Source organism: Hymenobacter rigui, assembly GCF_003944715.1.
GTDB lineage: Bacteria > Bacteroidota > Bacteroidia > Cytophagales > Hymenobacteraceae > Hymenobacter > Hymenobacter rigui.
Window position 1 is genome coordinate 412,112 of the sequence record NZ_RWIT01000001.1, and the last position, 25,381, is coordinate 437,492.

20 protein-coding genes are annotated in these 25,381 nt (G+C 58.2%); 4 read left to right on the forward strand and 16 right to left on the reverse strand.

Annotated elements, in window-relative coordinates; all coding sequences use genetic code 11:
- Positions 1-134: 134 nt before the first annotated feature.
- The 5 genes from EI291_RS01685 to EI291_RS01705 all read right to left on the reverse strand — a co-directional run bounded on the left by EI291_RS01685 (position 135) and on the right by EI291_RS01705 (position 6,789).
- The gene (locus EI291_RS01685) at positions 135-2,411 is read right to left on the reverse strand and encodes an NADP-dependent malic enzyme (protein WP_205701551.1); all 2,277 of its coding nucleotides are present in this window, start codon (positions 2,409-2,411) and stop codon (positions 135-137) included.
- Between the two features lie 156 nt (positions 2,412-2,567).
- A complete protein-coding gene (locus EI291_RS01690) occupies positions 2,568-4,523 on the reverse strand; it encodes a LysM peptidoglycan-binding domain-containing protein (RefSeq protein ID WP_125417530.1) in 1,956 nt (651 codons plus the stop codon).
- A gap of 199 nt (positions 4,524-4,722) precedes the next feature.
- Positions 4,723-6,162, reverse strand: coding sequence for an Asp-tRNA(Asn)/Glu-tRNA(Gln) amidotransferase subunit GatA (gene gatA, locus EI291_RS01695; protein ID WP_125417531.1), 1,440 nt, complete (start codon positions 6,160-6,162; stop codon positions 4,723-4,725).
- Between the two features lie 12 nt (positions 6,163-6,174).
- Positions 6,175-6,552, reverse strand: a complete 378-nt coding sequence (locus EI291_RS23390; protein WP_125417532.1) for a Sec-independent protein translocase subunit TatA/TatB — start codon at positions 6,550-6,552, stop codon at positions 6,175-6,177.
- A gap of 12 nt (positions 6,553-6,564) precedes the next feature.
- The gene (locus EI291_RS01705; RefSeq protein ID WP_205701552.1) at positions 6,565-6,789 is read right to left on the reverse strand and encodes a twin-arginine translocase TatA/TatE family subunit; all 225 of its coding nucleotides are present in this window, start codon (positions 6,787-6,789) and stop codon (positions 6,565-6,567) included.
- A 323-nt stretch (positions 6,790-7,112) separates the two neighbouring features.
- Between EI291_RS01705 and EI291_RS01710 the strand changes: the two genes are divergently transcribed.
- Complete coding sequence (locus EI291_RS01710; protein WP_125417533.1) at positions 7,113-8,066, forward strand: GAF domain-containing DNA-binding protein; 954 nt, start codon at positions 7,113-7,115, stop codon at positions 8,064-8,066.
- A 271-nt stretch (positions 8,067-8,337) separates the two neighbouring features.
- On the opposite strand, the gene EI291_RS01715 is transcribed toward EI291_RS01710, so the two are convergent.
- From EI291_RS01715 to EI291_RS01745, 7 genes are all read right to left on the reverse strand, one after another.
- Entirely contained in the window at positions 8,338-9,687 is a 1,350-nt protein-coding gene (locus EI291_RS01715) for a murein hydrolase activator EnvC family protein (RefSeq protein ID WP_125417534.1), read from the reverse strand.
- The gene (locus EI291_RS01720; protein ID WP_125417535.1) at positions 9,671-10,429 is read right to left on the reverse strand and encodes a DUF4292 domain-containing protein; all 759 of its coding nucleotides are present in this window, start codon (positions 10,427-10,429) and stop codon (positions 9,671-9,673) included. Before EI291_RS01720 ends, EI291_RS01715 begins: the two co-directional genes overlap by 17 nt.
- Positions 10,422-12,233, reverse strand: coding sequence for a tetratricopeptide repeat protein (locus tag EI291_RS01725; protein WP_125417536.1), 1,812 nt, complete (start codon positions 12,231-12,233; stop codon positions 10,422-10,424). Before EI291_RS01725 ends, EI291_RS01720 begins: the two co-directional genes overlap by 8 nt.
- 118 nt (positions 12,234-12,351) lie before the next feature.
- The gene (locus EI291_RS01730) at positions 12,352-13,362 is read right to left on the reverse strand and encodes a sugar phosphate nucleotidyltransferase (protein WP_125417537.1); all 1,011 of its coding nucleotides are present in this window, start codon (positions 13,360-13,362) and stop codon (positions 12,352-12,354) included.
- Between the two features lie 59 nt (positions 13,363-13,421).
- Positions 13,422-13,856 (reverse strand): dUTP diphosphatase, encoded by a 435-nt coding sequence (gene dut, locus EI291_RS01735; protein ID WP_125417538.1) that lies wholly within the window; start codon positions 13,854-13,856, stop codon positions 13,422-13,424.
- Between the two features lie 171 nt (positions 13,857-14,027).
- The gene (locus EI291_RS01740) at positions 14,028-15,527 is read right to left on the reverse strand and encodes a polysaccharide biosynthesis C-terminal domain-containing protein (protein WP_125417539.1); all 1,500 of its coding nucleotides are present in this window, start codon (positions 15,525-15,527) and stop codon (positions 14,028-14,030) included.
- A gap of 114 nt (positions 15,528-15,641) precedes the next feature.
- Entirely contained in the window at positions 15,642-16,430 is a 789-nt protein-coding gene (locus tag EI291_RS01745) for an enoyl-CoA hydratase/isomerase family protein (protein WP_125417540.1), read from the reverse strand.
- A gap of 244 nt (positions 16,431-16,674) precedes the next feature.
- Between EI291_RS01745 and mscL the strand changes: the two genes are divergently transcribed.
- The 3 genes from mscL (at position 16,675) to EI291_RS01760 (ending at position 18,740) form a co-directional block, all read left to right on the forward strand.
- Entirely contained in the window at positions 16,675-17,097 is a 423-nt protein-coding gene (gene mscL, locus EI291_RS01750) for a large conductance mechanosensitive channel protein MscL (RefSeq protein ID WP_125417541.1), read from the forward strand.
- A gap of 82 nt (positions 17,098-17,179) precedes the next feature.
- Positions 17,180-18,172 carry a DUF3078 domain-containing protein gene (locus EI291_RS01755; RefSeq protein WP_125417542.1) on the forward strand — a complete coding sequence of 331 codons (993 nt, stop codon included), beginning with the start codon at positions 17,180-17,182 and terminating at the stop codon, positions 18,170-18,172.
- Between the two features lie 109 nt (positions 18,173-18,281).
- Positions 18,282-18,740 (forward strand): hypothetical protein, encoded by a 459-nt coding sequence (locus EI291_RS01760; protein ID WP_125417543.1) that lies wholly within the window; start codon positions 18,282-18,284, stop codon positions 18,738-18,740.
- Between the two features lie 446 nt (positions 18,741-19,186).
- Here the strand turns inward: EI291_RS01760 and EI291_RS01765 are convergent, their stop codons facing one another.
- The 4 genes from EI291_RS01765 to EI291_RS01780 form a co-directional block, all read right to left on the reverse strand.
- Positions 19,187-20,005, reverse strand: coding sequence for a hypothetical protein (locus tag EI291_RS01765; protein WP_148103363.1), 819 nt, complete (start codon positions 20,003-20,005; stop codon positions 19,187-19,189).
- Between the two features lie 190 nt (positions 20,006-20,195).
- Positions 20,196-23,282 carry a translation initiation factor IF-2 gene (gene infB / locus EI291_RS01770; RefSeq protein WP_125417545.1) on the reverse strand — a complete coding sequence of 1,029 codons (3,087 nt, stop codon included), beginning with the start codon at positions 23,280-23,282 and terminating at the stop codon, positions 20,196-20,198.
- Positions 23,283-23,406: 124 nt separating this feature from the next.
- Entirely contained in the window at positions 23,407-24,693 is a 1,287-nt protein-coding gene (gene nusA, locus EI291_RS01775) for a transcription termination factor NusA (protein ID WP_125417546.1), read from the reverse strand.
- A gap of 105 nt (positions 24,694-24,798) precedes the next feature.
- Complete coding sequence (locus EI291_RS01780) at positions 24,799-25,272, reverse strand: ribosome maturation factor RimP (RefSeq protein WP_205701553.1); 474 nt, start codon at positions 25,270-25,272, stop codon at positions 24,799-24,801.
- Between the last annotated feature and the right edge of the window lie 109 nt (positions 25,273-25,381).

Here is a 25,381-nt window from a genome sequence, read left to right on the forward strand (position 1 = left end):
GTTATCAGATGAAGAAGCCGTGAGGAGGACGATAAAAAAGAAGCCCCAACTGCCAGCGTAGCAGTTGAGGCTTCAGGATTGACAAGTTGGGAGCGACGGGTAGTGCAGTTCCCTGCCAGCGTCGGCGCAATATTCTACAGCCCTTTCCCGTCGGGTTGCTGGGCGTCTACCACGGCAATGGCGGCCATGTTCACGATTTCGCGCACCGACGCGCCCAGCTGCAGAATGTGCACCGGCTTGCGCATTCCCATCAGGATGGGCCCGATTACCTCGGCCCCGCCAATTTCCTGAATGACCTTGTAGGCGATGTTGCCGCTAATCACGTTCGGGAAGATGAGCGTGTTGGCTCCGCCGTGGGCGGCCAGCTCCGAAAAGGGATACTGCTCACGCAGCAAATCGGGGTTCAGGGCGGTGTTGGCCTGCATTTCCCCGTCCAGAATCAGCTCGGGGAAGCGCGCTTTGGCCAGCTCGGTGGCGCGGCGGGCTTTGTCGGGCAGCTCGCCGGGGTTGGAGCCGAAGTTGGAGTAGCTGATAACGGCCACCTTGGGCTCGGCATCGAAGAACTTCACCGCCCGGGCCGTGAGGCCGATGATTTCCACCATTTCCTCGGCCGTGGGGTCGATGTTCACGGTGGTATCGGCGAAGAAGAACGGGCCTTTCTTGTGCTGAATGATGTACATGGACGCCACGCGCTTCACACCCTCGGCCACGCCAATTACCTGCAACGACGGTACAATGCTCTTACCGTAATCCTTGCTCAAACCGGTGATGAAGGCGTCGGCCTCGCCGGTTTCTAGCATCATCGAGCCGAAGTAGTTCCGCTCGCGCAGCAGGCGGCGGCCTTCGTAGAGCGTAATGCCCCGGCGCTGCCGCTTCTCATAAAACAGGTTGGCAAACTCCTCGCGCTTGGCTTCCTCCTGCAGAATATCGATGATCTGGCAGCCTTCCAGGTCCAGCGAATTCTCGGCGGCAATGCGGGCAATTTTCTCCCGGTTCCCCAGCAGAATGGGCAGGGCAATGCCTTCATCGTGCAGAATCTGGGCGGCTTTGAGGATTTTGTAGGTGTCGCCCTCGGCAAAGACCACGCGCTTGGGGTTGCTGCGGGCGGCCTGCGTGATGCGGTTCATCAGCTTCTGGTTCACGCCCAGACGGGCGCGCAGCTCGTCCTCATAGGCAAACCAGTCGTCGATGTGGATGCGGGCCACGCCGCTGTCCATAGCGGCTTTGGCTACGGCCGGACTCACGGCCGTAATCAGGCGCGGGTCCAAAGGCTTCGGAATCAGGTAGGTGCGCCCGAAGCTGAGCGTGTTGTCGCCGTAGGCCTTGTTCACCATGTCCGGCACGGCGTCCTTGGCCAGGTCCGATAGCGCCTTCACGGCGGCCAGCTTCATGGCCTCGTTGATTTCGGTAGCCCGTACGTCCAGCGCCCCCCGGAAAATGTAGGGGAAGCCCAGCACGTTGTTCACCTGGTTGGGATGGTCGGAGCGGCCGGTAGCCATAATGATGTCGGGGCGGGTAGCCATAGCCACCTCGTAGGCAATTTCCGGGTCGGGGTTGGCCAGGGCAAACACGATGGGGTCGTGGGCCATTTTCAGCAGCAGCTCGGCCGGCAGCACGTTGGCCGCCGAGAGGCCCAGGAACACGTCGGCTCCATCCAAGGCTTCAGCCATGGTGCTGATGGCGCGGGTGGTGGCAAACTGCAGCTGCAGCTCGGCCAGGTCGGTACGCTGGGGCGTGATGATGCCGTCCTTATCGAATACCACCACGTTTTCCCGCTTCAGACCCAGAGCCACGTACAGGCGCAGGCAGCTGATGGCGGCGGCACCCGCGCCGCTCACCACCATCTTAATCTCCTCAATCTTCTTGCCCACCAGCTCCAAGCCATTCAGCAGCGCGGCTGAGGAAATAATGGCCGTGCCGTGCTGGTCGTCGTGCATCAGCGGAATGTTCATCTGCTCCCGCAGCGCCGTTTCGATGCGGAAGCACTCCGGGGCCTTGATGTCCTCCAGGTTGATGCCGCCAAACGTAGGCTCCAGCGACTTCACAATGCGAATAAACTCGTCGGGGTCGGTGGCGTCAATTTCGATATCGAAGCAGTCGATGCCGGCGAACTTCTTGAACAGTACGCCTTTCCCTTCCATTACCGGCTTGGAGGCGTCTGGGCCGATATTGCCCAGACCCAGCACCGCGGTACCGTTGCTGATAACACCCACCAGGTTACCTTTGGCGGTGTATTTATATACATCGTCGGGGTTGGCTGCAATGGCCTTGCAGGGCTCAGCCACGCCCGGCGAGTAGGCCAGGGCCAGATCCAGCTGGGTGCTGACGGGCTTGGTGGGAATTACCTCAATTTTGCCGGCAGGGCTCTGCGAGTGGTAGTTGAGGGCGTCCTGTTTATTGATTTTCAGCATACGCGGGGCGGTGGGTGGGCTTCCTGAAAAAGAGCAAGGAAGCAAGATGGGGCAAAATCAACCCGCGTCAAAGGTACGCCTCACCGCCCGGATAGAAAAAAGCCCCGAACCAGATGGGCTCGGGGCTTGATGTACAGCTTAATCTTATGCCAAGGCTTAGCTGCGCACAATCAGCTTCTGACCCGGCTTTACCTCATCCGACTGGAGGTGGTTCAGCTCCCGTAGCTTCTCCACGGTCAGGCCCTGGTAGCGGCGGGAGATATTATACAGCGTGTCGCCGGGCTGCACCAGGTGCACCTGCGGTATCGGGCTGCCGCCAGTGGCAGCAGGTGCCGGCCGGGTGGCTGGGCGCTGTGTGGCCATCTCACGGGTGGCGGCGGCCAGCTCGGCAGTGGCTTCGGCAGTGGCTCTGAGGTTGAGTTTCTGGCCGGGCTGCACGGTTTCGCCCTTGATGTTATTCCAGGCTTTCAGCTGGGCAATGGTGAGGTGATGCGTACGGGCTATTTTCTCCAGAAAGTCACCGGAGCGCACCAGGTAGGTAGCGGGTACGCTGTCATCCACTTCCGTCACTTTAGCAGCAACTGCTTCTGCCGACAGTGCCTTTCGGGTCGTGGTGCGCACTGTCTGCCGGGACGGTGTTGTACGGGCCAGTGCGGCAGTGGTATCTTCAGACTCGGGCAGCGGTGCAACTTTTGCCGGACGCGTCGGAGCCGGGCGCTTCACTGGTGGTACTGCGGCGGTGGCGCTACGTGGCGGAGCAGGGGCCTCGGTAGTCTGAGCCTGGGGCACAAATATTACCACCTGCCGACGCGAAGAAAGGGAGTTACTTCTGCCAAGCTCATTCCAGCGCCGTACCTGGGCCGAACTCACGGCATACTGTTCCGCCACCGAAGCTACCGTTTCGCCGCGCTTCACCGTATGTCGCACCCGGCGGTAGCGCGGCTGCGTTGCGGTACCGGAGGCTGCTACTGCGCTACCGCGCGCCGGAAATGGCTCTACCCCGGCCAGCACTACGGAGCGCAAAGGCAGGGGAGCGGGCAGTTCAGCCTGGGGCTGGCAATAGTCGAACAGCGTTTCCCGGTCCACAGCAGCCAAGGCCGGGCGGGCGGCGGCGGGCAGCTGCACTGTATAAGGCCGATACCCGGTGGGCAGCCACGGCTTGCGCAGCTCCGGGTTCAGCCGCATCAAGGCCATGGAGTCGGAGTAGCCACAGGCGCGGGCCAGGCGGGTCATATCGAAAGCCCGGCCGCCCAGCTGCAGCGTGTCCATCGTTTCGGCGTGCTGGTAGCGCAGGGTGGGGGAGTGCAGCTGATGCTCGTTGGCGTACTTCATGGCATACATGATGGCCGTGAAGGTGGGCACGTAGTTGCGGGTTTCGGCCGGCAGGTTGGGGTGCACTTCCCAGTAGGTTTTCTTGCCGGTGCGCCGCACTACCTTCTGCATATTGCCAGCACCCCAGTTGTAGGCGGCCAGCACCATTTCCCAGTCGTGAAATACGCCGTACAGGTAACGCAGATGCTTGCAGGCGGCTTCGGTGGCTTTTTCCGGGTTCATGCGCTCATCCACCCACTCGTCGCGGCGCAGTCGCAGGTCGTTGGCGGTTGGGCCCATGAACTGCCACAGGCCGGTAGCGCCTACCCGTGATTTGGCCGTCGGAATCAGGGCCGATTCCACCACGGCCAGATACTTCAGGTCGGTGGGCAGGTTGTATTTGGCCAGGTACTTCTCGAACAGCGGGAAATACAGGTTTTCGCGCTCCAGCACTCGTTGGGTGTAGCCACGCTGCCGCTCCGTGAACAGCCGCACAAAGGCCAGCACGTGGTTGTTGAAGGCATGCGGCATTTCTGTATCAATACAGCCGATCCGGTCCCCCACCAGGTCGCGTAGCTCCGGCGGAGTGCGTAGCCACGCCAGTCGGGAAGAGTCGATGGGGGCAGGTGCGGCGGCCAGCGAATCGGGCAGCAGCTCCAGGTTCACCTGCACAGAGTCGTTGGGGGCGGCAGGCTGTGGCACAGGGGGCAGCTGGGGCCGCACCTGCGCCGCCGAGGGCCGGGCCAGGGCCGAAGCCAGTAAAATGGGTACCGCAACGCGCAACAACGACTTCTTCATCATTTACATAGAAGCTGGGGCAAAGCAGCCAGAGACACAAAACGCTGAGTTTCAGCCCAGCGTATTTTCAAAAATAGCGCAGAATTACTGAAAAGCCAGAACGAGTACCCGCCGACCAACTGGCAGCCCTACGAACAATTGCATAAAATCGTTCGAGTCAGGCTTGCCACGAGGGTGGAGGGTACTCGTTCTGGGACTCAGGCTAGACTGCGGCGGGCGTGAGTGTTTTCGTTACGGAACCGGCAAAGGCCAGTAGGTGCTCCTCGCGGAAAGCCCCGCTCAGGATTTGCAGACCAATGGGCAGGCCCTGCGCATCGGTACCGTTAGGTACCGAAATAGCCGGGACGCCCGCCAGAGAAGCCTGCACCGTGAAAATATCCGCCAGGTACATAGCCAGCGTGTCCTTGTTCACGTCGCCGATGCGGAAAGCTGTGGTGGGCGTGGTGGGGAGCACCAGAAAATCGTATTCCCGCAGCAGTTCGTCGGTTTTTTCCTTGATGAGCCGGCGGACGCGCTGGGCCTTGGTGTAGTATGCATCGTAGTAGCTGGCGCTCAGTACGAAGGTGCCCAGCATAATGCGGCGCTGCACCTCGGGGCCGAAGCCCTGGGCACGCGTCTTCTTGTACAACGATTCCAGGTCCGTCGCATCCGGCGCGCGGTAGCCAAACTTCACCCCGTCGTAACGGCTCAGGTTGGAACTGGCTTCGGCCGTGGTCAGAATGTAGTACGTGGGTACAATGAAATCCAGATAAGGAAAATCCACGGCCTCCACCACATGGCCCTGAGCACGCAACTGGTCCAGTGCCTGCTCAGTCGCCGCCTTGATTTCCGGATTTAGGCCCGGCCGCTCCAAACAGTCCTTGATGTAGCCGATGCGGTAATGCGGGGCGGGCGTGAGCTGCTGGCTGTAGGCGGGCACCTCCCGCTGGCTCACGGTACTATCAAAGGTGTCGGGGCCGGCCATTACTTCCAGCAGCAGCGCGGCATCTTCCACCGAGCGGGTCAGCGTACCAATCTGGTCAAAGGACGAGGCGTAGGCAATCAGCCCGTAGCGCGAAATGCGTGAGTAAGTCGGTTTGAAGCCCACAATGCCGCAAAACGCTGCCGGCTGGCGCACCGAACCGCCCGTATCGGAGCCGATGGAAGCTAGGCACATATCGGCCTGCACGGCCACGGCTGAACCTCCGGAGGAGCCACCGGGTACACGGTCAGGATCAATTTCGTTACGCGCTGGTCCGAAATAAGACGTTTCGTTGGACGCCCCCATGGCAAACTCGTCGCAGTTCTGACGACCCAGCATAATGGCATCCTCATCCAGCAGGCGTTGCACGGCCGTGCCAGTAAACAAGGATTTGAAGCCGTCCAGAATATGGCTGCTGCTCTGCAGGGTGTGCCCTTCGTAGGCCAGCACGTCCTTCAGACCTAGCACCATGCCCGCCAGCTTGCCGGCTGTGCCAGCGGCCAGCTTGGCGTCCACGGCATCAGCCTGCGCCAGTGCTTCCTCGGGCCACACTTCCAGAAAAGCGTTAAGGTGTTCTTTGCGGCGGATGTTATCCAGATAATACTCCACGAGCTGACGGCAGGTCGTAGTGCCTGCCGTCAGCTCGTGGCGAACTTCCGTGAGGGAGTTAAAACGTCTCAAGACGATAAAGATTTAGTTCAACTGGTCGGGGCGAGGGTGTGCTTCGGGAGCGGGCGTTACTGGAGGGGTAATACCACCGTCCATAGGCGGGGCCAACGGAGCGGCAACCGGCGCGTCGGCTACCGGAGGAGCTTGGTACACGGGCTGCTGCTGCTGGTAGGGCTGCTGCTGAAACTGCTGCTGGTAAGGCTGCTGCGGCGGAGCACCGGCGTTTTCAATTTCGCTGCGGATTTCGCGGGATGCGTCCTTGAACTCACGGATGCCTTTACCCAGGCCGCGCGCGAGTTCCGGAATCTTGTTGGCACCAAAGAAAATCAGGATGAACAGTACGATGACCATCAGCTCACCGCCACCGATACCTTCCAGAAACAAAAACAAAGGAGTGTGCATGAGTACGGGCAGTTATACGCGGGGAGCGTTCGGATCATTGGGGTTGACCGGCCGGTCACGGAACTCGGGCTTCTCATCCCGCGACGCATCCTTGAACTCGCGAATACCCTGGCCCATGCCACGGAATAGCTCCGGAATACGTTTTGCCCCGAACAGCAGGACAATAGCCAGAACGATAAGCAGAATCTCGGTGCCGCCTAAGCCGCCGATACCAAGTAAAAGAGTGGCAAAATTCATACAGTGAGCAGGCCGTGGGGCCGGTTTGGGGTGGCAAAGCTACTTATACGCAGCTTTATGCGCATTAGGATTGATAAAGGTACCGCATAATTTCAAAATCAGTTCCCGTTTTGCCTCCTTCCTCTCCCGTCAGGTACCAGGGCTGGCCCTTTCATTGAATATTCATTCAGTAGCAGTAACCCTAACCAGAAAAGGCCGGCATTAGGCGGCTAAATGCACTTATTCAGCGGTTGAGCTTATGGAATGCCTTGAGCAATATGCTATTTTGAGAAAAGTTTTTCGGTTCACTCCCCTCGTTCCAGTATCCTGCTCTCTATTGCCCAATGCCCACAAAACAGATTTCTTCCCGGAGAACAAAGTCGAAGCCTGCAAGGCTGGAGGAGGCGAAACGGCTGGCGGTGCTGGAAACCTATCAGATTATGGATACGCCGCCGGAATCGGTGTTTGATGATTTGGTGCGTCTGGCGGCATTTATCTGTGACACGCCTATTTCACTAGTGTCATTGCTGGATGGCCAGCGGCAATGGTTCAAGGCCAAAACCGGCCTGCCCGGCGTGCAGAGTACCCCCCGGGACATAGCTTTTTGTGACTATACCATTCAGGCCGATTCGCTTTATGAAGTGGAGGATGCGCTGGCGGATCCGTTGTTTCAGGAGAACGAGCTGGTGACGGGGGAGCCGCACATCCGGTTTTACGCCGGTTTCCCGCTGATTACGCCGGAAGGGCAGGCGCTGGGTACTATCTGCGCTATTGATCAGGTGCCCCGGCGGCTGAATGCAGCGCAGCGGGAGGCCCTGCGCATTCTGGCGCGAGAGGTGGTGGCCCATCTGGAGCTGCGCCGGATGCACCGGCAGCTGGAAGAGGAAAAAGCCAAACTGGAAGGACTGTTACGCATGGCGAATGACGCGGCCGAATCCCTGTACCTGAACGGAGGCCAGAACGAAATCTTTATCAAGCAGGACCATAAGCTGGTGCGGGTCAAAACCTCGGACATCCGCTACGTGGAGGCCTTGGGCGACTACGTGAACATTTATTCCGGCCGGGAGCGGTACACCGTGTACAGCACCATGAAGGAGTTAGAAACCAAGCTGCCCAGCCGGGAGTTTGCCCGCGTCCACCGCAAATATATTGTGCGCCTGGACCGCATCATTTCCATTGAAAGTGATGCGCTGATTGTGGAAGCCGGCCGTAATGCCGACCAGGGAAGCACCCTATTGCCGGTGCCAATCGGCAACTCGTTTAAAGCGGCCCTGCTGAACCGGCTGAATCTGGTTTAAAATCCGACCCTGAAACAGCAGTATCCGGATTTGGATATTTCACCGAGGGAAAAAACCAGTTCGGCGAATTTGCTCATCCGACTGGTGATATCCCCCGTATCTTTCGAACGGTTATCGGGGATTAACCCTGGGGATAGTGGCCGCTCTTTATTGAGCCGCTCTACGCTGGGGGAGGGATTCTGATAGCTAAGTTTGTTTTCATAGCTCAGAAAGACACCGCGCATTGCACGGTGTTTTTTTTTTTCTCCCGCTTTTCGCCGTATTCAGGCTGTTATTTGCGCCCCAGCCAGTTTTCGGGATTGAGGTTGGAGCTGTTGTGCCACACCTGAAACTGGACTTCGGAGGTGCCTTCCGCATCGGTGGAAACCGTGCCGATAGTCTGCCGGGCCTGCACCGTCTGGCCTTCACTCACACTCACGCTCCGGAGCTTGGCATACACGGTGAAATAGTCGCCATGCTGTACCATCACAATGGTGTTCATGCCTGGCACGCTGGCCACGGTTAGCACTTTTCCTCCAAACACGGCCCGTACCGGCTCGCCCGCGCTGGTCTGAATATCGACGCCCCGGTTTTCTACTATTACATTCTTCAGCACCGGGTGGTTATGGCGGCCAAAGCGCTGACTGATAAACCCACGACCCACCGGCCAGGGCAAGCTGCCCCGGTTATCGTGGAAAGAGGCCGCCAGCTCGGCCGTTTCAGGGGTCAGCGTGACGCGGTCTACCCGTTCGGCGGCCGAGGCGGCCGCGGCTTCTGCTTCGGCCGTTGGGCTGGTGCGAGACGTGGATGTAGGACTACGGTTGGAGCCTGAGGCTGCCGAGGAGGAACGGGCGGCCGCGGTAGCGGCGGCCCGTCGGGCGGCGGCACGGGCCGCCCGGGCAATTTCCTCCCGCACGCGCTGGGCAATCAGGTTATCGAGACGACTTACGGCCTGCTGACGCGCCGCCAGCTCTTTGCGCAGGCCTTCTTCCTGCTGCGTGAGCTTGGTAACCACTTCGGCCTGCTGGGTTTTAAGGGTCAGCAGATTTTTCTTTTCTGAAATCTGATTGTTGAGCAGGCTGCCTTTTTCTTCCTGTTTTTCCCGCAGGCCCACTAGCTGGCTGCTGAGCCGCTGCTGGGTGTGAGTAATCTGGGCGGCCTGGGCCTGGCGAACTTCAGTGTACTGGCGGATGTAGCGCAGGCGCAGCAGAAACTGGTTGAATGACTCCGAGGCAAACAGGAACATTAGCCGGTTGTAGCCGTTGGCCGTTTTGGAGCCGGCGTAAATCAGGCGGGCATATTCGGCCTTTAGCTGCTCCAAGCTTTGCTTGGTCTGCTGGACCTGGTTTTCCGTCTGGTGCACATCGGTTTCGATGTAATGCAGCTCGTTGCTGATGTTTTTGATGACGCCCTGCTGTACCGTCAGCTTTTCCTTCAGGGCATTGAGCTGTCCTACGGATGCCTGCTTCTGCTTCTGCGTCTGGGCCAGAATGCGGCTGGTTTCCTGAATACGGCGCAGCGTAGCCCGCCGCTCCCGCTCCAGCTGCGCCTTGGATTTGCGCTGTGCCCAGGCCGGCTGCACTGCCAGTAACAGCAGCAGCGCACACAAGCCCAGGAGCCAGCCGTTACTTTTTGCGCGCATAGCCTTTCGGAACCGAGAACGGGAACTGCAGCCGCTCCTTGTCTACATCCACCGAGCGGTAGGTAATAGTTACGGTGGTAGGCGGCGTCTGGCCCTGTTGTACCTGCACGAGGGTGTTAAAGGCAAATTGCTGCGGGTTGCGCTCCAGCGCCCGGAAGTCGGAGTAATCCACCGTCAGCGTGTTCTGGTTGGCTGGTGCCTGTACCTGCAGCTGCTGGATACGGCCCCTTTCAAGGTTCACGAGCTGTTGCACCAGTAGGCCGGCCTGCTCGTAGTTCACGCGCTGCATAGGGCCTTCGGTGGTGACGGTGGGCTGGGTGGTGGCGCTTTGCGGAGCCAGGTAGTTGCCCAGCAGCAGCGCCTGTATAGTGGCAAAGTTCACGGGTACGTTCAGCCGCTTGCTCAGGTATTCAAAGTCGCCGGCGTAATACTCCTTGTGCAGCTTGTCCAGCACCTGCACCGAGTCGCGGGTGATGTAAATACGGCCGCCTTCGATACCCACCAGCGAGGCCGAAATCCAGATAACGCTGTCCTTGCGGATGCGGACGTTGATGTTGCCGCCCTGGTCGCCGAACTGTGCTTTGCCTTTTGCGGCCAGGAACCGAAAGTCGACGTTAGCCACCTTGATGGCTTCCGGCATGGGTACCGTGGCGGCTGGCTTACGGCCGGGCAGCAGTTTGCGGGTACAGCTGCCCAGCAGCATCAGGGCGCTCAGCAGCACCAGCACAAGGCGGTTACTCATATAATTTCTTGTCTTTGATCTTTCGGTCGATGAGCGAAGAGGCACCACCCAGCTTCTTGGCGCGCTGCCATTCCGTCAGGGCTTTATCCGTTTCGCCCAGCTGGAACAGTACGTCGCCGTAATGTTCCACCACAGTGGCATCGGTGGTTGTTTTGAGGGCTTTTTCGAACTGCAGGCGGGCGCCGGCATAGTCTTTCAGGCGGTAGAGCACCCAGCCGTACGTATCCAGGTACGTATCGTTATCAGGGTTTTGCTTCACCAGCTTGCCGGCCATTTCCTTCGCCCGCTCCAGCTTTTCACCCCGCAAAGAAAGGTAGTAGCTGTAGTTGTTGAGTGCCTGCGCATTATTGGCATCGAACGTCAGGGCGGCTTCGTAGGCTGCATCCGACTTCGCAAAGTCCTTCAGCTCGTGGTACGTGTCGCCCAGCTGGGTATCAAATTGGGCCAGCAGCTCCGGGTTATCGGTAGCCAGCTTGCGGCCGTACTCCAGCGACTTTACCGCTTTGGCCGGCTGCTTTTTCAGCTGGTAGCCTACCCCGTTGTAGAACCATAGCGGAGCTTGGTTCGGGAACAGCTCCAGGGCCTGGCCGGTGTGCGCCAAAAGAGAATCCACCTGGTTTAGCTCGGCATCAATCAACACCACCTGCTGCCAGATCTGGTAGCGGGAGTTATCGAGCCGGATAGCCTTCGAGTAATTCTCACGGGCCTCGCGGCGGTTACCGGTTACGGTCTGGATGTCGCCGGCAATGGAAAATGCTTTGGCCTCTTTCGGGTGCACTCGGGTAGTAATGGCAGCCAGCTCCTGGGCCGTCTGGTTGAGGTCGGGGTTGGGCAGCTGCTTGATGTAGTCAATCAGGATGCGCACCTTATTATCAATATCGAGAGCCGGGCTTTCGAAGGCCAGCTTCAGCTGCCGCTCCGACTCCTTGGCATTTTTCTGCTGCCGGTACACATCGGCCAGAATCATGTGGGCCCGCGGGTTGTCGGGGTCCTGCTTGAGGGCCTGTTCCGCCACCCGAATGGCATCGGGCAGGCGGTTGTTGGTGGCGTACAATTGTGCCTGGGCCAGCACGTAGCGTACCTCGTCGGGGTTGGCCGTAATTAATGCTTCGCCTTCCTGCAGCGCTTTATCCAGGTTATTCTGCTTAAGGTAAATCTGCTGTTTCTTGAACGATACCTCATCCAGCGGGCCAAACTTCTTCTCGGCTTCCTCAAACGTAGCCAAGGCTTCATTCAGCTTGCCCTGGGCCAGGTATAAATCGGCTAGGTTAAACAGATAGGGACCTGAGTTATTTACCGTCTTGATGAGGGTGGTATAGGTCTGGGCGGCTTCGTCGTACTGCTTCTGCGAGGCGTAAATCTGGGCCAGTAGCAGGTAATAGTAGGGGTTCTGCGGATCAAGCTTCACGGCGGCCTGCGCGAAGTTGGTGGCATCTTTCAGGTTGCCGCTCAGTAGGTTGGTTTCGGCAATCTTATAATTAACGGCCGCATTGGTAGGGTTGAGAGCATAGGCTTTCAACAGCCGCTCCAAAGCCTTGTTATAATCCTCCAGCAGCAGAAACCGCACCCCATCCACAAAAAAGGCCTCACTCATCTCCCGGTCTTTCTCCGACAGATTGACCCGTTGCCGGGACGCGGCATCCAGGGCGGCGCGCCGCGCCAGTTCTTTGCGCTCCTTGCGGGTGAGCTTACGCGGCTTTACGGGGCCGGCTTTTTCCGCGGGTGCCGTTGGTTGCTGGGCATAGCCCGGCCCAGCCAGCAGCAGGCCCAGCAGAAGCAGGAAAAACGCACCGAATCGACTCATTGAAAATAGTAGCGCGGACCCTGCGGCCCGCGAATTGGAAACGAGGAAACCTAACCCCCAACACGTCGGAATCCGGCAACGGTCCGCGCTACTTGAAACGTCAGGAGACGCAAAAATATCACACGCGCAGCGTGTTATAGTCGCCCACGCTTAAATCAGTAGGCTGGCTGGCTACGGTAGCGTGGCTGCCCACCATCGAATTGCTGATGTTGGCGTGCAAAACCGACGCCGACTGCTGCACAATGGAGTTGGAAACGACGGAGTGACGCACGTTGGTATGGTCGCCTAGGGAAACGTGCGGGCCTACTACCGAATCGGTGATGATTACCCCTTCGCCAATGTACACCGGCGGAATAAGTACGGAATTCGTCACCTTGGCAGATTCGGCCACCAGCTTCTCGCCGCGCTCCTGCAGGTACTCCAGGTACCGCTGGTTGGTGAAAACCGTGGCATCCTTGTTGCCGCAGTCGAGCCACTCGGTTACGCGGCCGGGCACAAACTTGGTGCCCTTGTTTTTCATGTTTTCGAGGGCGTTGGTGAGCTGGTACTCGCCTTTGTCCTTGATGTCGTTATCGAGCAAGTACTGAAGTTCCCGCTTCAGGTACTCACCGTCCTTGAAGTAATAGATGCCGATGATGGCCAAGTCCGAGACAAACTCCTGGGGCTTTTCCACGAAATCGGTAATCTGGCCCTGCTCGTCGAGCTTTACCACGCCGAAGGGCTTGGGGTCGTCCACGCGCTGTACCCAGATGGTGCCTTCGGCCGAGGCATCCAGGATAAAATCGGCTTTAAACAGCGTATCGGCAAAGGCCACTACCACGGGGCCATCCAGGGCCGACTGCGCGCACAGAATGGCATGAGCAGTGCCCAGGGGCTCATCCTGGTAGTGAATGGTGCCTTTGGCCCCCACTGATTCGGCAATCTTGATCAGGCTTTTCTCTACCTCGCTGCCAAAACGCCCGATAATAAAGGCTACTTCCTCTACCGGCTCGCCGCACACTTTGGCAATATCTTCCACCAAGCGGTGTACAATGGGTTTGCCGGCAATGGGAATGAGGGGTTTAGGAACGGTAAGCGTGTGAGGCCGCATCCGCTTGCCCATGCCAGCCATCGGGACGATAATCTTCATAAAACTGAGGTATTGGAAAGTGAAGGTTGAGAGTGGAAAAGCGGAAACAAAGCTGCTGCTTACGACTGTCCGGTGCTGCCATAACCGCCGGTGCCGCGCTGGGTTTCACTGAGGGTGTCAACGGGTTGCCACACGGCCGTTTCGTGGCGGGCCACTACCAGCTGCGCAATTCGCTCCCCATCCTGAACCACAAAGTCCTGATCCGACAGATTTACCAGCAGCACCTTCAGCTCGCCCCGGTAGTCCGCATCAATGGTGCCGGGGCTGTTGACAATGCCGATGCCATGTTTGTAGGCCAGCCCGCTACGAGGGCGGACCTGGACTTCGTAGCCAACCGGAATTTCCAGAAACAGACCCGTGGGAATGAGGGCGCGTTGCAGGGGCTTCAACGTAATTGGCTCGGCGAGGTTGGCTCGCACATCCATGCCGGCGGCGTGGGCCGTTTGGTACTCGGGCAGGGGGTGCCGCGACTGATTGATAATGGGAATGAGCATGAGGTAAAGAGCCACAGGCAGTTGCCGGTGGTGAGAAGATGATGCAGCGAAGTTCAGCCGCTTTCAATTGTCGGATTGCGGGGAAAAGCAGGAAGATTCCGATGGCCGATTGCCCGCAGAAACGGCTCAAGCTAGTGGAATTTTACTTCTTCCGCTAGTCAGGTCACGAAATCAGATAGTGCGCAGGCGCCGGCCTTCCACCGCCGCCACCAGCGCCACAAAGCCCAGCGTAAGCAGGGCGTGGAACCCGTAGCGGGCCCAGCCGGCGGCTACCGGAGTCCACCAGCTCACGGCCACCACGCCCACGGCTATGGTCAGCCAGGCCAGCAGGCGCATCACGGGGTAGGGCACCGGAAAATGCCGCTCACCCAGCCACCAGCACAGAGCTGCCATCATAAAGTAGCAGGCCAGGGTGGCAATAGCCGACCCCATGTAGCCCAGAAGCGGAATCAGCAGGAAGTTGAGGGCAACTGTAAGAATTGCGCCGGCAAAGCCCAGGTAGGTGCCGAAATAGGTTTTATCGGTGAGCTTAAACCACACCGAGAGGTTCCAGTACACACCCAGAAACAGATTGGCCAGCAGGAGTACCGGTACTACGCTCAGGCCCTGCCGATACTCGGCCCGCTGCAAAAATATCCGGGCCACCAGATCCACATTCACGCTTACACCCACAAACAGCATGGCGCAGCACAGGGTAAACCATTTCAGCACCAGGGCAAAGGTGCGGGGCGAATTTTTCTCGGTGCTCTGGGCGAAGAAGAACGGCTCGGCGGCGTATTTGAAAGCCTGAATCACGAGGCTCATCAAAATGCTGATTTTGTAACAAGCCCCATAAATGCCCACGGCCGTCAGGTTGCTCTGGCCCGGATAAAAGCCTTTGGGCAGCCATTTTGGAAGCATCACCCGGTCCAGCATTTCGTTTACCATACCCGCCATGCCCATCAGCAGAATTGGGTAGGCGTAGCGCAGCAGGGGCCGGAGTGGCTCCAGGTTCAGGCGCGGCCGGAAATCCAGCAGCTCCCGCCCCAGCAACAGCAGCGTAACCCCCGACGCTACCAGATTCGACAGAAATACGTAGCCAACGCCAATGGTAGGATTATACACGCTTTCCACCAGCGGCCGCAGCCCAGCCAAGTATTTGCCCGCCAGCACATCGGGGCAGAACACGATGAAAAACAGGTTTAGCCCCACATTCACCAAAATATTGGCCGTGCGGATGGTGGCAAACTTACGGGCCTTGTTTTCGAGTCGTAACCGGGCAAATGGAATGGCCGCCACGGCATCAAGTCCCAGAATCAGGGCAATCCAGACGGCATATTGCTCGTGCCCGGGGGGCAGATCAATCAGACTCATCAGGGGGCGGGCCAATGCGGCCAGCACAGCGGTAAGCACCACACTGCTTATCAGCAGTAGCGTCATTACCCGATCATACAACTCCTGCCGGTTCGTATCGGGGCGGTTAGCAAAGCGGAAATAGGTTGTTTCCATGCCGTAGGTAAACAGCACGTTTAGAAACGACACGTAGGCATAGAGCCCCGTCACGATACCGTACTCCGCTGCCGCAAACCGAGCGGTGTACACGGGTACCAAAAAGGTATTCAGCACACGGCCTACGATACTGCTTACGCCATAAATGGCCGTTTGCGACGCCAGCCGCTTGGCAATACTCATTTACTTCAAATAAAAATGAGAGATATTCAAAGGCACAAAAATGTCATCCTTCGACGCCGCTGGCTGGGCGGCTTGGTGCGGATGACATTTCTCGACTGGTTGCTCACCAAGCATCTATTTCCCCTGAAATGTAGCGGGGCGCTTCTCCAAAAATGCAGTAGTGCCTTCCTTGAAATCGTCAGAAGCAAAACACCGGGCGAAGGCGTCGGCCTCGGCCTGGTAGCCGTCCCGGCTTTTGTCGAAGTAGGCATCCACGGCATCCAGGCACAGGCCCACGGCAATGGGAGCTTTGGTGAGAATGCGCAGCAGTAGCTGGCGCGTGAAGGTCAGCAGCTCGGCCTGGGGTACTACATGGTTCACCAAGCCCAGGCGCAGCGCCTCATCGGCCTTAATCATGTCGGCGGTCAGTAGCAATTCAATGGCTTTGCCCTTCCCAATAAGCTGGGTGAGGCGCTGGGTGCCGCCGTAACCGGGCACCAGGCCCAGGTTCACCTCGGGCTGGCCGAAGCGGGCATTTTCGGCGGCAATACGCATGTGGCAGGCCATAGCCAGCTCGCAGCCACCGCCCAGGGCAAACCCATTGACGGCCGCAATAACCGGCTTGGGGCTGCGCTCAATCAGGCGGAAAGCATCCTGCCCCTGCACGGCCGCTCCGCGCCCCGATACCTCGTCCAGCTTCGTCAGCTCCGCAATATCGGCCCCAGCCACAAACGACTTCTCTCCGCTACCCGTCAGAATAATGCCCCGCACCGAAGGGTCATCACTGGCCTGCTGCACAGCTGCGCGAATTTCCTCAATAGTAGCCGCGTTCAGGGCGTTGAGCTTATCGGGGCGGTTGATGGTAAGGGTCAGGATGCCGGTTTCAGCTTCGGGTTGGTAGAGCAGGTTAGTGAAGGTGGTCATGAGATGTAAGTGCAGGAGTGGAAATGCAGAGGCGGTAAAGATACTGGAAATGGTAGCGCCCTTGGTCTGGCGCGTAAAACGGGCATACAACGCGCCATACACCGGGTTGAGCGAAAGTAGACAAGCAGCCAGACACCCGCGCCGCACCTTTGCCCCGCACTGGCAAAGCGCTAGTATCGGATGGGGAAAATTTTATATTTACCCGCAGGTCTCTACATCTCTCACCCTCAAACACTTCCAAAACATGGGCTTTGTTTCCGAATTCAAGGAGTTCATTTCTAAAGGCAATGTGCTCGACCTGGCCGTCGGGGTTATCATTGGTGGGGCCTTTGGCAAGATTGTTTCGTCGCTCACCGATGACATCATCATGCCCATATTAAGCCTGTTCACGCGCGGTATTGACTTTAAGGAAAAATTCTTCGCCTTGAATGGGGAGCATTATGCCGACCTCAAAGCGGCGCAGGATGCTAAAGCGGCGGTTGTGAGCTACGGCAACTTCATCAATGCTATTATTTACTTCCTCATTATTGCCTTCGTGATTTTCTGGGTGGTCAAACTGGCTAATCGATTTAAAAAACCCCAGGAAGTAGTGGTAGCGGAGCCCGGCCCAACCAAAGACCAGCAACTATTGATGGAAATCCGCGACGCGCTGCGGACCCGCTTGTAAGCGCATCAGCCGCCTACGAAGCCGGCTTTTGTTCAGCGCGCTGAGCAGAAGCCGGCTTTTTTTATCCTCAACCCTCACTGCAATGAAACACTTTGTACTGCTCTGTTCGGGGGCTCTGTTGCTGGTGCTGCACACTACCGCGGCCGTTGCCCAAACCGATGATCCGCAGCGTCCCCCCACGCCGTTGCCCGCCTACAAGATTTCGGCGGAGGTGGATACCGCGCGCGGGTGGCAGCGGGGTGGGGCCGGTACGCTCAATTTCAGCCAGGTGAGCCTGCGTAACTGGGCCCCGGGTGGCCAAAGCTCATTGTCGCTGCTGGCTATGGGCAACCTGTTCCTGCACTACCGCGGCCCGGAACACACGTTTGATCTGGCGGGCAACATGGTGTACGGCCTGCTGAAAGCCGGCAAGAGCCGCATCCGGAAAAACGACGACCGGCTGGAGCTCAATGGCCGCTATGCCCGGCAGTTTACCCAAACCCTGTCGTACGCGGCTCAGGTAAACCTGAAAACCCAGCTGACGCCCACCAAAGCCCCGGAAAAGCCGGACTCCCTGTTATCCCGGTTTTTTGCGCCCGCCTACATTCTGGTCTCATTGGGCATCGAATACAAGCCCAACACCGATTTCTCCCTGTTTCTGTCGCCAGCCACCGGTAAGTTTACCGTAGTGGCCGACCAGACTCTGGCCGATGCCGGCTCGTTTGGGGTGCGGGCCGCCCGCCTGGGCCCCAACGGTCAGCTGGTGCGCGGCACTGGGCAGCGGCTACGGCAGGAGCTGGGAGCGTACCTGAATGCCCGGTATCGGCACGTGCTGTTTACCAATATCACCTACAATACCAAGCTGGAGCTGTTCAGCAACTACTTTCACAACCCCCAGAACATTGACGTGAACTGGGAAAACCTGATTGACTTCAAAGTGAACAAGTTTGTCAGCGCCAGCGTCACCACGCTGCTGGTATACGATGACGATATTCGGGTGCCGCTGGACCGCAACGAAGACGGGGTGCCCGATGACCGGGGTCGGCGTATCCAATTCAAGGAAACCCTGGGAATCGGCCTGGCTTACAAGTTTTAACCGAAATTGAACTAACTTTACTACCTGCCCGTTGGCCGCAGAAATCAGGAGTCACTTCCTTCCGCCCGCGTTGGTATTGCCCACGGTTTTTTGCTCTGTTTGTCCTAGTATGAAGAAGTTTCTCTCTATTCTGGCTCTTGCCGCTGGTGTGCTGGTTGCTCCTGCCGCGAAGGCGCAAAGTACCGCCTCCGCCCGCGCCGACAACGCCAGCCAGCTGCAACGGGCCAATGAGGAAGGACTACGTAAAAAACGGAAAGCTTCCGCCACGGATATTGCCCGCGTGCAGCGCCGTATGAGCATGAACCCCGACGAAGCCAAGCGTGACCAGCAGATGGAAATTCTGGAGGCCCGTTCGGGTATGGGGACAGCCAACACCAGCTTCGGGCGGGCATCCGGTCCGGCCCGGCAGTACGAGAAGGGAGCCGGTGGGTTCACCGTGCGCAAATTCAAGGATAACCGCATTGGCACGGCCCGCCAGAAGCGCGGCCAGACTCGTCCAGCCGGATTCGTGGATCCAAAAGGCAAGCCCCTCAGTCATAAAAAGAAAAAGCATTTCCTGTTTTTCTAAGCAAGGCAGTGCTTTCAGTAGCTATAAAAAAAGACCCGGCGCAATGCTCCGGGTCTTTTTGTTTCTTCAGCGGTACCAGGGCCACCGTTCGCCCCCAGCCCAGCCGAAGAAGATGGGCTCCTGCAGCAGGTGCAGGGGAAAATGCTTAATGTCGGGGCCGGGCCAGGGCAGGCCCGTTGTTGAGTCGGGTGTTTTTGGTAACGAATGCTTTTCCGGGGAGTGAGGGCTGGAGGGGAACTAATGGCCGGGTAGTGAAGCGTATGGCGTTGGTATCGGGGCGCATAGGTAGTATTTCCTGCTTCCTGTTGGCCGTCGTAGCCATATCAGGAAGATGCGTACAGGCAACTGTTCCCAGAAGCAGTAATCCTAATATGTAGCGGTTTATCTTCATCCTCAGAAAATGAAAACGTAGAGTTATTCAACTCGTCGGCTACCCCTCACCTGACCTAAAAACGAGCCGTCAGACCCAGCTTCAGGTAACTCATATCATAGCCTGCTTCCGCAAACGCCCCAATGTTGTCCGTCAGGAAATAGCGCCCCCCAATGAAGATTCCCGCCTCTACTCTGGCCCCACCATACGAGTTGTCGTAGCGCCCACCCAGGTACTCTGAGTAGTACGTGTCTTTGTAGCTTTCGATGCGGGTGCCAACGCTTACGCCAGCGTAAGTATCCAGCTTGTTGTTCTGCAACAAGTCGTAGTGGTACGTGCCCCGCACCAGCACAATTACATTGTTCCAGCGGGCTTTGTAGTCGGTACCCGGATAATCATAGTGGTAGCCCTTATACCCGATCAGGCCCCCAATCCCAATCACGCCAGGGCCGATACCTTCCAGAATACCTTTCTCCAGTGAGAGGCTCACGGCCGGGGTAGCTTTCAGGCTGCCGCCAAACCCATAGCCGTACCCCAGTCCCAGCCCGATACCCAGGTTCACCATGGTAGTGCCTTTCTGAAATAACGCATTGCCGGTAGCCTGGGAGGCTGATTTTGCTACGGGCGAAGTAGCTGGGGCTGGAGTAGCCGGAGCCGCCGCTACGGGCGCGGGCTTGGTTGCCGGTGCAGCGGCTGGTTTAGCAGGAGTCTTTACTACGGCAGCAGTACGGGGCGCCGGTTTTGCTGTGGCGGGGCCTGTTGCCCGAGTTACAGTAGTAGTGCGAGCGGCAGTGGCCACTGGCCTGGCAGCAGGCTTGGTGGCAGGTTTCGTTTGGCCCAGTGCGGAACTGGCAGCCAGCACTGCAACAGAAAGAAGTAGAGGTGTCGCTTTCATAGGATGGAGGTGAGGTAGCAGAGAACTGTGTCAGGGTTGATTAGGAAGTGCAATAATTTCCTGATCTGATACAAAATTACACGCGGCCATTTCTTGCGTCAATAGCATGATGATGTGAAGGGCTCAAAACGCACCAAGGCCCCGACTCGTGAGAGCCGGGGCCTTGGTGTTGAACGAATATCGGAATGCCTTACAGCGTTCGTTTCACTTCCTGTTCTTCGAAGCCTTCGATGTTGTCTCCCTCCTGCAGGTCGTTGAAGCCTTTCAGCGAGATACCGCACTCATAGCCCTGGCGTACTTCCGACACGTCGTCTTTGTAACGCTTGAGGTCCTGAATTTCGCCCGAGTACACCACAATACCGTTGCGCACCAGGCGCACTTTGGTTTTGCGGGTGAAGGTACCGTCCGTTACCATACAGCCGGCAATGGTGCCCACTTTGGTAATGTTGAATACCTGACGAACCTCGGCGTTGGCTACTACAACCTCTTTCACCGTCGGGGCCAGCATGCCTTCCATGGCATCCTTCACCTCGTTGATGGCGTTGTAGATAATCGAGTAGAGGCGGATATCGATCTGCTCCTGCTCGGCCAGCTTGCGGGCGCTCTGCGAGGGCCGCACCTGGAAGCCAATAATGATGGCGTCAGAGGCCGAGGCCAGCAGTACGTCGGTTTCCGAAATGGCACCTACGCCTTTGCTCAGGATGTTCACGGCCACTTCCGGCGTGCTCAGCTTCAGCAGCGAGTCGGCCAGTGCTTCTACCGAGCCGTCCACGTCGCCTTTCACAATAACATTGAGCTCTTTGAACGAACCGATTGCCAGACGACGACCAATTTCATCCAGGGTGATGTGCTTCTTGGTGCGCATGCTCTGCTCACGGGCCAGCTGCTGACGCTGCGTAGCCAGTTCACGGGCTTCGCGCTCCGTTTCCATCACCTGAATCTTGTCACCAGCCTGCGGGGCCCCGGTCAGACCGAGTACCTGCACCGGCGTAGCCGGACCAGCCTGCTTCATTTTCTTACCGCGGTGGTCAGTCATGGCCTTCACGCGGCCGAAGTGCGGACCAGCCAGCACGATGTCGCCCACCTGCATGGTACCGGTTTGCACCAGAATGGTGGTCACGTAACCCCGGCCTTTATCGAGCGAGGCTTCGATAACCGTACCCACGGCGTTGCGGTCGGGGTTGGCTTTCAGCTCGAGAATCTCGGCTTCCAGCAGCACCTTTTCCAGCAGGTCGTCGATACCCAGACCGGTTTTGGCCGATACTTCCTGGCTCTGATACTTACCACCCCATTCCTCTACCAGAATATTAATAACCGACAGCTCTTCCCGCACTTTGTCGGGGTTAGCACCGGGCTTATCAATCTTGTTGAGGGCAATAACGATGGGTACACCGGCTGCCTGCGCGTGGTTGATGGCTTCCTTCGTCTGCGGCATTACCGAGTCGTCGGCGGCTACCACAATGATGGCAATGTCCGTCACCTTGGCACCACGGGCACGCATGGCGGTAAACGCTTCGTGACCCGGCGTATCGAGGAAGGTGACGCGCTTGCCCGATTTGGTCATTACGTCGTAGGCCCCGATGTGCTGGGTAATACCGCCGGCTTCACCTTTGGCTACGTTGGCGTTCCGGATGTAGTCAAGCAAAGAGGTTTTACCGTGGTCTACGTGACCCATGATGGTCACAATGGGAGCCCGCGGCTGGAGGTCCTCTTCGTTGTCTTCAATTTCGATGGTCGTATCCTCTTCCTCGGCACTCAGGAATTCCACGTCGTAGCCAAACTCATCGGCAATAACCGTAATGGCTTCGGCGTCGAGGCGCTGGTTGATGGAAACGAACATGCCCATATTCAGGCACACCTTGATAACTTCGTTTACCGGCACGTCCATGAGCGAAGCCAGGTCGTTAGCCGAAATAAACTCGGTTACTTTCAGGGTTTTGGCGTCCAGCTCGTTCTGCGCGCGCAGAGCTTCACGGTCTTCTGCAGCCATGTTCCGCTTGTCGCGGCGGTACTTGGCGCGGTTCTGCTGCTGACCACCACGGCCACCGCTGAGTTTCGCCAGCGTTGCCTTGATCTGCTCCTGAATCTGCTTGTCGTTTTGCTCAGGCGTGAGCGGAACCGCGGGCTGACGGGTGTTGCCACCACGGTTGTCCCGGTTGCCGCCTTGCTGACCGCCACCCGGACGGTTGCCACCTTGCTGGCCGGGGCCGCCCGGACGGTTACCACCGCCTTGCTGGCCAGGGCCACGGTTACCACCCTGCTGACCCAGACCGGCTTGACCGCCGGTCTGGCCGGGGCCGCTCATCGGGATGCGCTGGCGCTTTTTCTTATCGTTGGCATTGAGGCCGCTCTTGCGCACATCCGATGATGCCACAGGGCGGGCTCCCCGTCCACCACCGCCACGGCGCGACGAATCGAGGGGCAACTCAATTTTACCCAGTACCGTGAGGCCTTTCAGCTGGTCGGCTTTGGCCAAGATGGTACCTTCCTCCGTGGCGGCTTCAGGAGCTTCAGCCGCTGGTGCGGGAGCCGCCGGAGCAGCCGGTGCTTCGGGAGCCTTAGGAGTTGCCGCTACCGGAGCCGGTGCCACCGGGGCTGCTTTGGGAGCTTCCGGGGCCGGGGTAGGAGCCGGGTGGGGCGTTTCGACTGCCGGAACCGCTGCCGGAGCAGGGGCGGGTGCAGGAGTCGGAGCGGCCGGGGCCTCGGGAGCTTTAGGGGCTTCCACCACTTTGGGAGCCTCGGTAGCTTTCGGAGCCTCTGGAGCCTTGGGCGCTTCAGCCGCTGGCTGTGGAGCCGCCGAAGCCGGAGTGGGCTTGGGAGGAACCGGACGCCCTTTGGCATCTAGTTCAATTTTGCCCAATACCTTCAGGCCGGGCACGCGCGCGGGCTCTTCTGCCGGAGCTGGTGCTGATGTTGGTGCTGATATTGGTGCCGGTTGAGGAACCTCAACGGCCGGAGTCGGCTGCGCTACAGGCTGAGGGGCCGGCGCTGCCGGTTTCGGGGCGGGTGCAGCAGCCCGCGCTTGAGCGGCCTGGGTAGCCGCAGCTTCCAGCTCACTCTGGCGCTTGGCCTGGCTTACTTTGGCGGCGTCCATCTTGTCCTGTGCCGACGACGCGAAGGCCTTCTCAAGCAGAGCAACTTGCTCTGATGATAGCTTGGTCGTGGGTTTGTTTTCGATGGAATGCCCTTTTCCCGCCAGAAAATCCACAATTGTGGAAAGTCCAACGTTCAGGTCTTTGGCCGCCTGATTCAGCCGTTTGGTTGCTGCTTCCGCCATTCTATGCTCGCGAACGATACTCTTATCTTGGTGCAAAGGTACTAACTTAAATCTTGCCGGGCGGCGCTAAAATCTAACCACCCGGTTAGATTTTAGCGCCCGTGCCGTACCGGCCGCCGCGCACTCATTGCGCGTCGCCGGAATTTGGGGTTTCGTCGTCCTGGTCGTCGCTGTCTTCGAACTCCTGACGGATGACGCGGAAGAGCTCTTCCACGGTTTCTTCCTCCAGCTCCGTGCGACGCACGATGTCCTCTTTACTGACTGCCAATACGGCCCGGCCGGTATCGAGGCCGATTTTCTTCAGCTCATCGATGATCCAGCCTTCAATCTCGTCCTGGAACTCGTCCAGGGCAATATCTTCTTCGAAGTCGCCGGCATCCCGGAATACGTCGATTTCCATACCTACCAAGCGCGAGGCCAACTTAATGTTGGCACCGCCGCGGCCAATAGCCAACGAAACCTGATCGGGCTTTAAGAACACCGAAACCCGGCCAGTTTGTTCGTTGATTTTCATCGACGTGAGTTTGGCCGGCGACAAGGCCCGGGCAATGTAGAGCTCCAGGTTATCGGTGTAGTTGATGATGTCGATGTTCTCATTCTCCAGTTCACGCACTACGGCATGAATACGGGAGCCTTTCATGCCCACGCAGGCACCCACCGGGTCAATACGGTCATCGAAGCTTTCTACGGCTACTTTGGCCCGTTCGCCGGGTTCCCGCACGATGTTTTTGATGGTAATCAAACCATCAAAGATTTCGGGGACTTCCTGTTCCATCAGACGCTCCAGGAAAGCCGGAGCCGCGCGGGACAGGATGATTTTGGGCGTGCCGTTGAGGACATCTACGCGGTGTACTACGGCCCGGATGCTGTCACCTTTACGGTAGCGGTCCTTCGGAATCTGTTCGCCTTTGGGCAACACCAGTTCATTCTCGTCTTTGTCGAGAATAAGTGCCTCGCGGCCCCATACCTGGTACACCTCACCTACTACGATTTCGCCTACCTGGTCTTTGTAAGCCTGGTACAGGTTATCGCGCTCCAAGTCTTTTACGCGCTGAATCAGCGTCTGGCGGGCCATCAGCACGGCACGACGGCCGAAATCTTCCAGCTTTACTTCTTCGGCTACCTGTTCGCCAATCTCGAAGTCGGGCTCGATTTTCTGGGCTTCTGCCAGCGGAATTTTGTCGAAATCCCAGATATCCTCCGAGTTGTCATCCACAATTTCGCGGTTGCGCCAGATTTCCAAGTCGCCCTTGTCCACGTTCAGAATCACGTCGAAGTTCGAGTCGTCGTCGTACTTCTTGCGGATCATCGTGCGAAACACTTCCTCCAGGATGCTCATCATCGTGGGGCGGTCGATGTTCTTCGACCGGGCGAATTCGGCAAACGATTCAATCAGGACGTTGCTGTTCATGCTGATTATTAGTGATTTGTTGCTGGTGGTTGGGTGGCGGACTGGCAGGTTGTATGAAGGCTACGGAGCCCTGCTACCTGACAACGCACTACGGACAACGCTATACTACTTAAACGAAATCACCACTTTGGCCTCGCTGATATCAGCAAAGGATACGAAAGCGGCGGGGAGAGTCTTTTTCTTGCTTTTTTCCTTCACTACCTCGGCCAGCTGAATGCCGGTAGCATCAGCGGCTTCCAGGGTGCCGGTTTTCTCGGTGCCGTCGGCCATTTTCAGGCTGAGTGTACGGCCTACGTGACGGGTATACTGACGGGCATCGCGCAGGGGCTGGTCGGCGCCGGGCGAGGTTACTTCCAGCGTGTAGCTGGCGTCTTCACCGTATTCCTCATCTACGCGGCGGGCCAGTCGGCGGCTCACCTGCGCGCACTCGTCAATACCAACGCCCTGCTCCCCATCGAGGGTGACAGTGACTTTAGGCCGAATGGCATCCGACACGGCCAGGCTTACCACAAACAGGCTACCGTCGGTGGGTAGGCTGTCCTGGAGCAGCTCGGAAAGGCGGGCTTGATCGAGTTTCATGGGCGGGTTACCTGATAAAAGAAAGAGGGGACTATCCGTCCCCTCTGTTCGTGTTCTAGTTTGCTGGTGCAAAGATACAACGCAAAACCACGGAAAGCAAGCCGGTTGC

Excerpts from the sequence above, each read along its gene's own strand:
- EI291_RS01780 (WP_205701553.1), bottom strand. The coding sequence starts at position 25,272 with ATGAAACTCGATCAAGCCCGCCTTTCCGAGCTGCTCCAGGACAGCCTA.
- mscL (WP_125417541.1), top strand. The coding sequence starts at position 16,675 with ATGGGCTTTGTTTCCGAATTCAAGGAGTTCATTTCTAAAGGCAATGTG.
- EI291_RS01730 (WP_125417537.1), bottom strand. The coding sequence starts at position 13,362 with ATGAAGATTATCGTCCCGATGGCTGGCATGGGCAAGCGGATGCGGCCT.
- EI291_RS23390 (WP_125417532.1), bottom strand. The coding sequence starts at position 6,552 with ATGCACACTCCTTTGTTTTTGTTTCTGGAAGGTATCGGTGGCGGTGAG.
- EI291_RS01725 (WP_125417536.1), bottom strand. The coding sequence starts at position 12,233 with ATGAGTCGATTCGGTGCGTTTTTCCTGCTTCTGCTGGGCCTGCTGCTG.
- dut (WP_125417538.1), bottom strand. The coding sequence starts at position 13,856 with ATGCTCATTCCCATTATCAATCAGTCGCGGCACCCCCTGCCCGAGTAC.
- EI291_RS01755 (WP_125417542.1), top strand. The coding sequence starts at position 17,180 with ATGAAACACTTTGTACTGCTCTGTTCGGGGGCTCTGTTGCTGGTGCTG.
- EI291_RS01685 (WP_205701551.1), bottom strand. The coding sequence starts at position 2,411 with ATGCTGAAAATCAATAAACAGGACGCCCTCAACTACCACTCGCAGAGC.
- nusA (WP_125417546.1), bottom strand. The coding sequence starts at position 24,693 with ATGAACAGCAACGTCCTGATTGAATCGTTTGCCGAATTCGCCCGGTCG.
- EI291_RS01740 (WP_125417539.1), bottom strand. The coding sequence starts at position 15,527 with ATGAGTATTGCCAAGCGGCTGGCGTCGCAAACGGCCATTTATGGCGTA.
- EI291_RS01715 (WP_125417534.1), bottom strand. The coding sequence starts at position 9,687 with ATGCGCGCAAAAAGTAACGGCTGGCTCCTGGGCTTGTGTGCGCTGCTG.
- infB (WP_125417545.1), bottom strand. The coding sequence starts at position 23,282 with ATGGCGGAAGCAGCAACCAAACGGCTGAATCAGGCGGCCAAAGACCTG.
- EI291_RS01720 (WP_125417535.1), bottom strand. The coding sequence starts at position 10,429 with ATGAGTAACCGCCTTGTGCTGGTGCTGCTGAGCGCCCTGATGCTGCTG.
- EI291_RS01765 (WP_148103363.1), bottom strand. The coding sequence starts at position 20,005 with ATGAAAGCGACACCTCTACTTCTTTCTGTTGCAGTGCTGGCTGCCAGT.
- EI291_RS01690 (WP_125417530.1), bottom strand. The coding sequence starts at position 4,523 with ATGATGAAGAAGTCGTTGTTGCGCGTTGCGGTACCCATTTTACTGGCT.
- EI291_RS01705 (WP_205701552.1), bottom strand. The coding sequence starts at position 6,789 with ATGAATTTTGCCACTCTTTTACTTGGTATCGGCGGCTTAGGCGGCACC.
- EI291_RS01745 (WP_125417540.1), bottom strand. The coding sequence starts at position 16,430 with ATGACCACCTTCACTAACCTGCTCTACCAACCCGAAGCTGAAACCGGC.
- EI291_RS01710 (WP_125417533.1), top strand. The coding sequence starts at position 7,113 with ATGCCCACAAAACAGATTTCTTCCCGGAGAACAAAGTCGAAGCCTGCA.
- EI291_RS01760 (WP_125417543.1), top strand. The coding sequence starts at position 18,282 with ATGAAGAAGTTTCTCTCTATTCTGGCTCTTGCCGCTGGTGTGCTGGTT.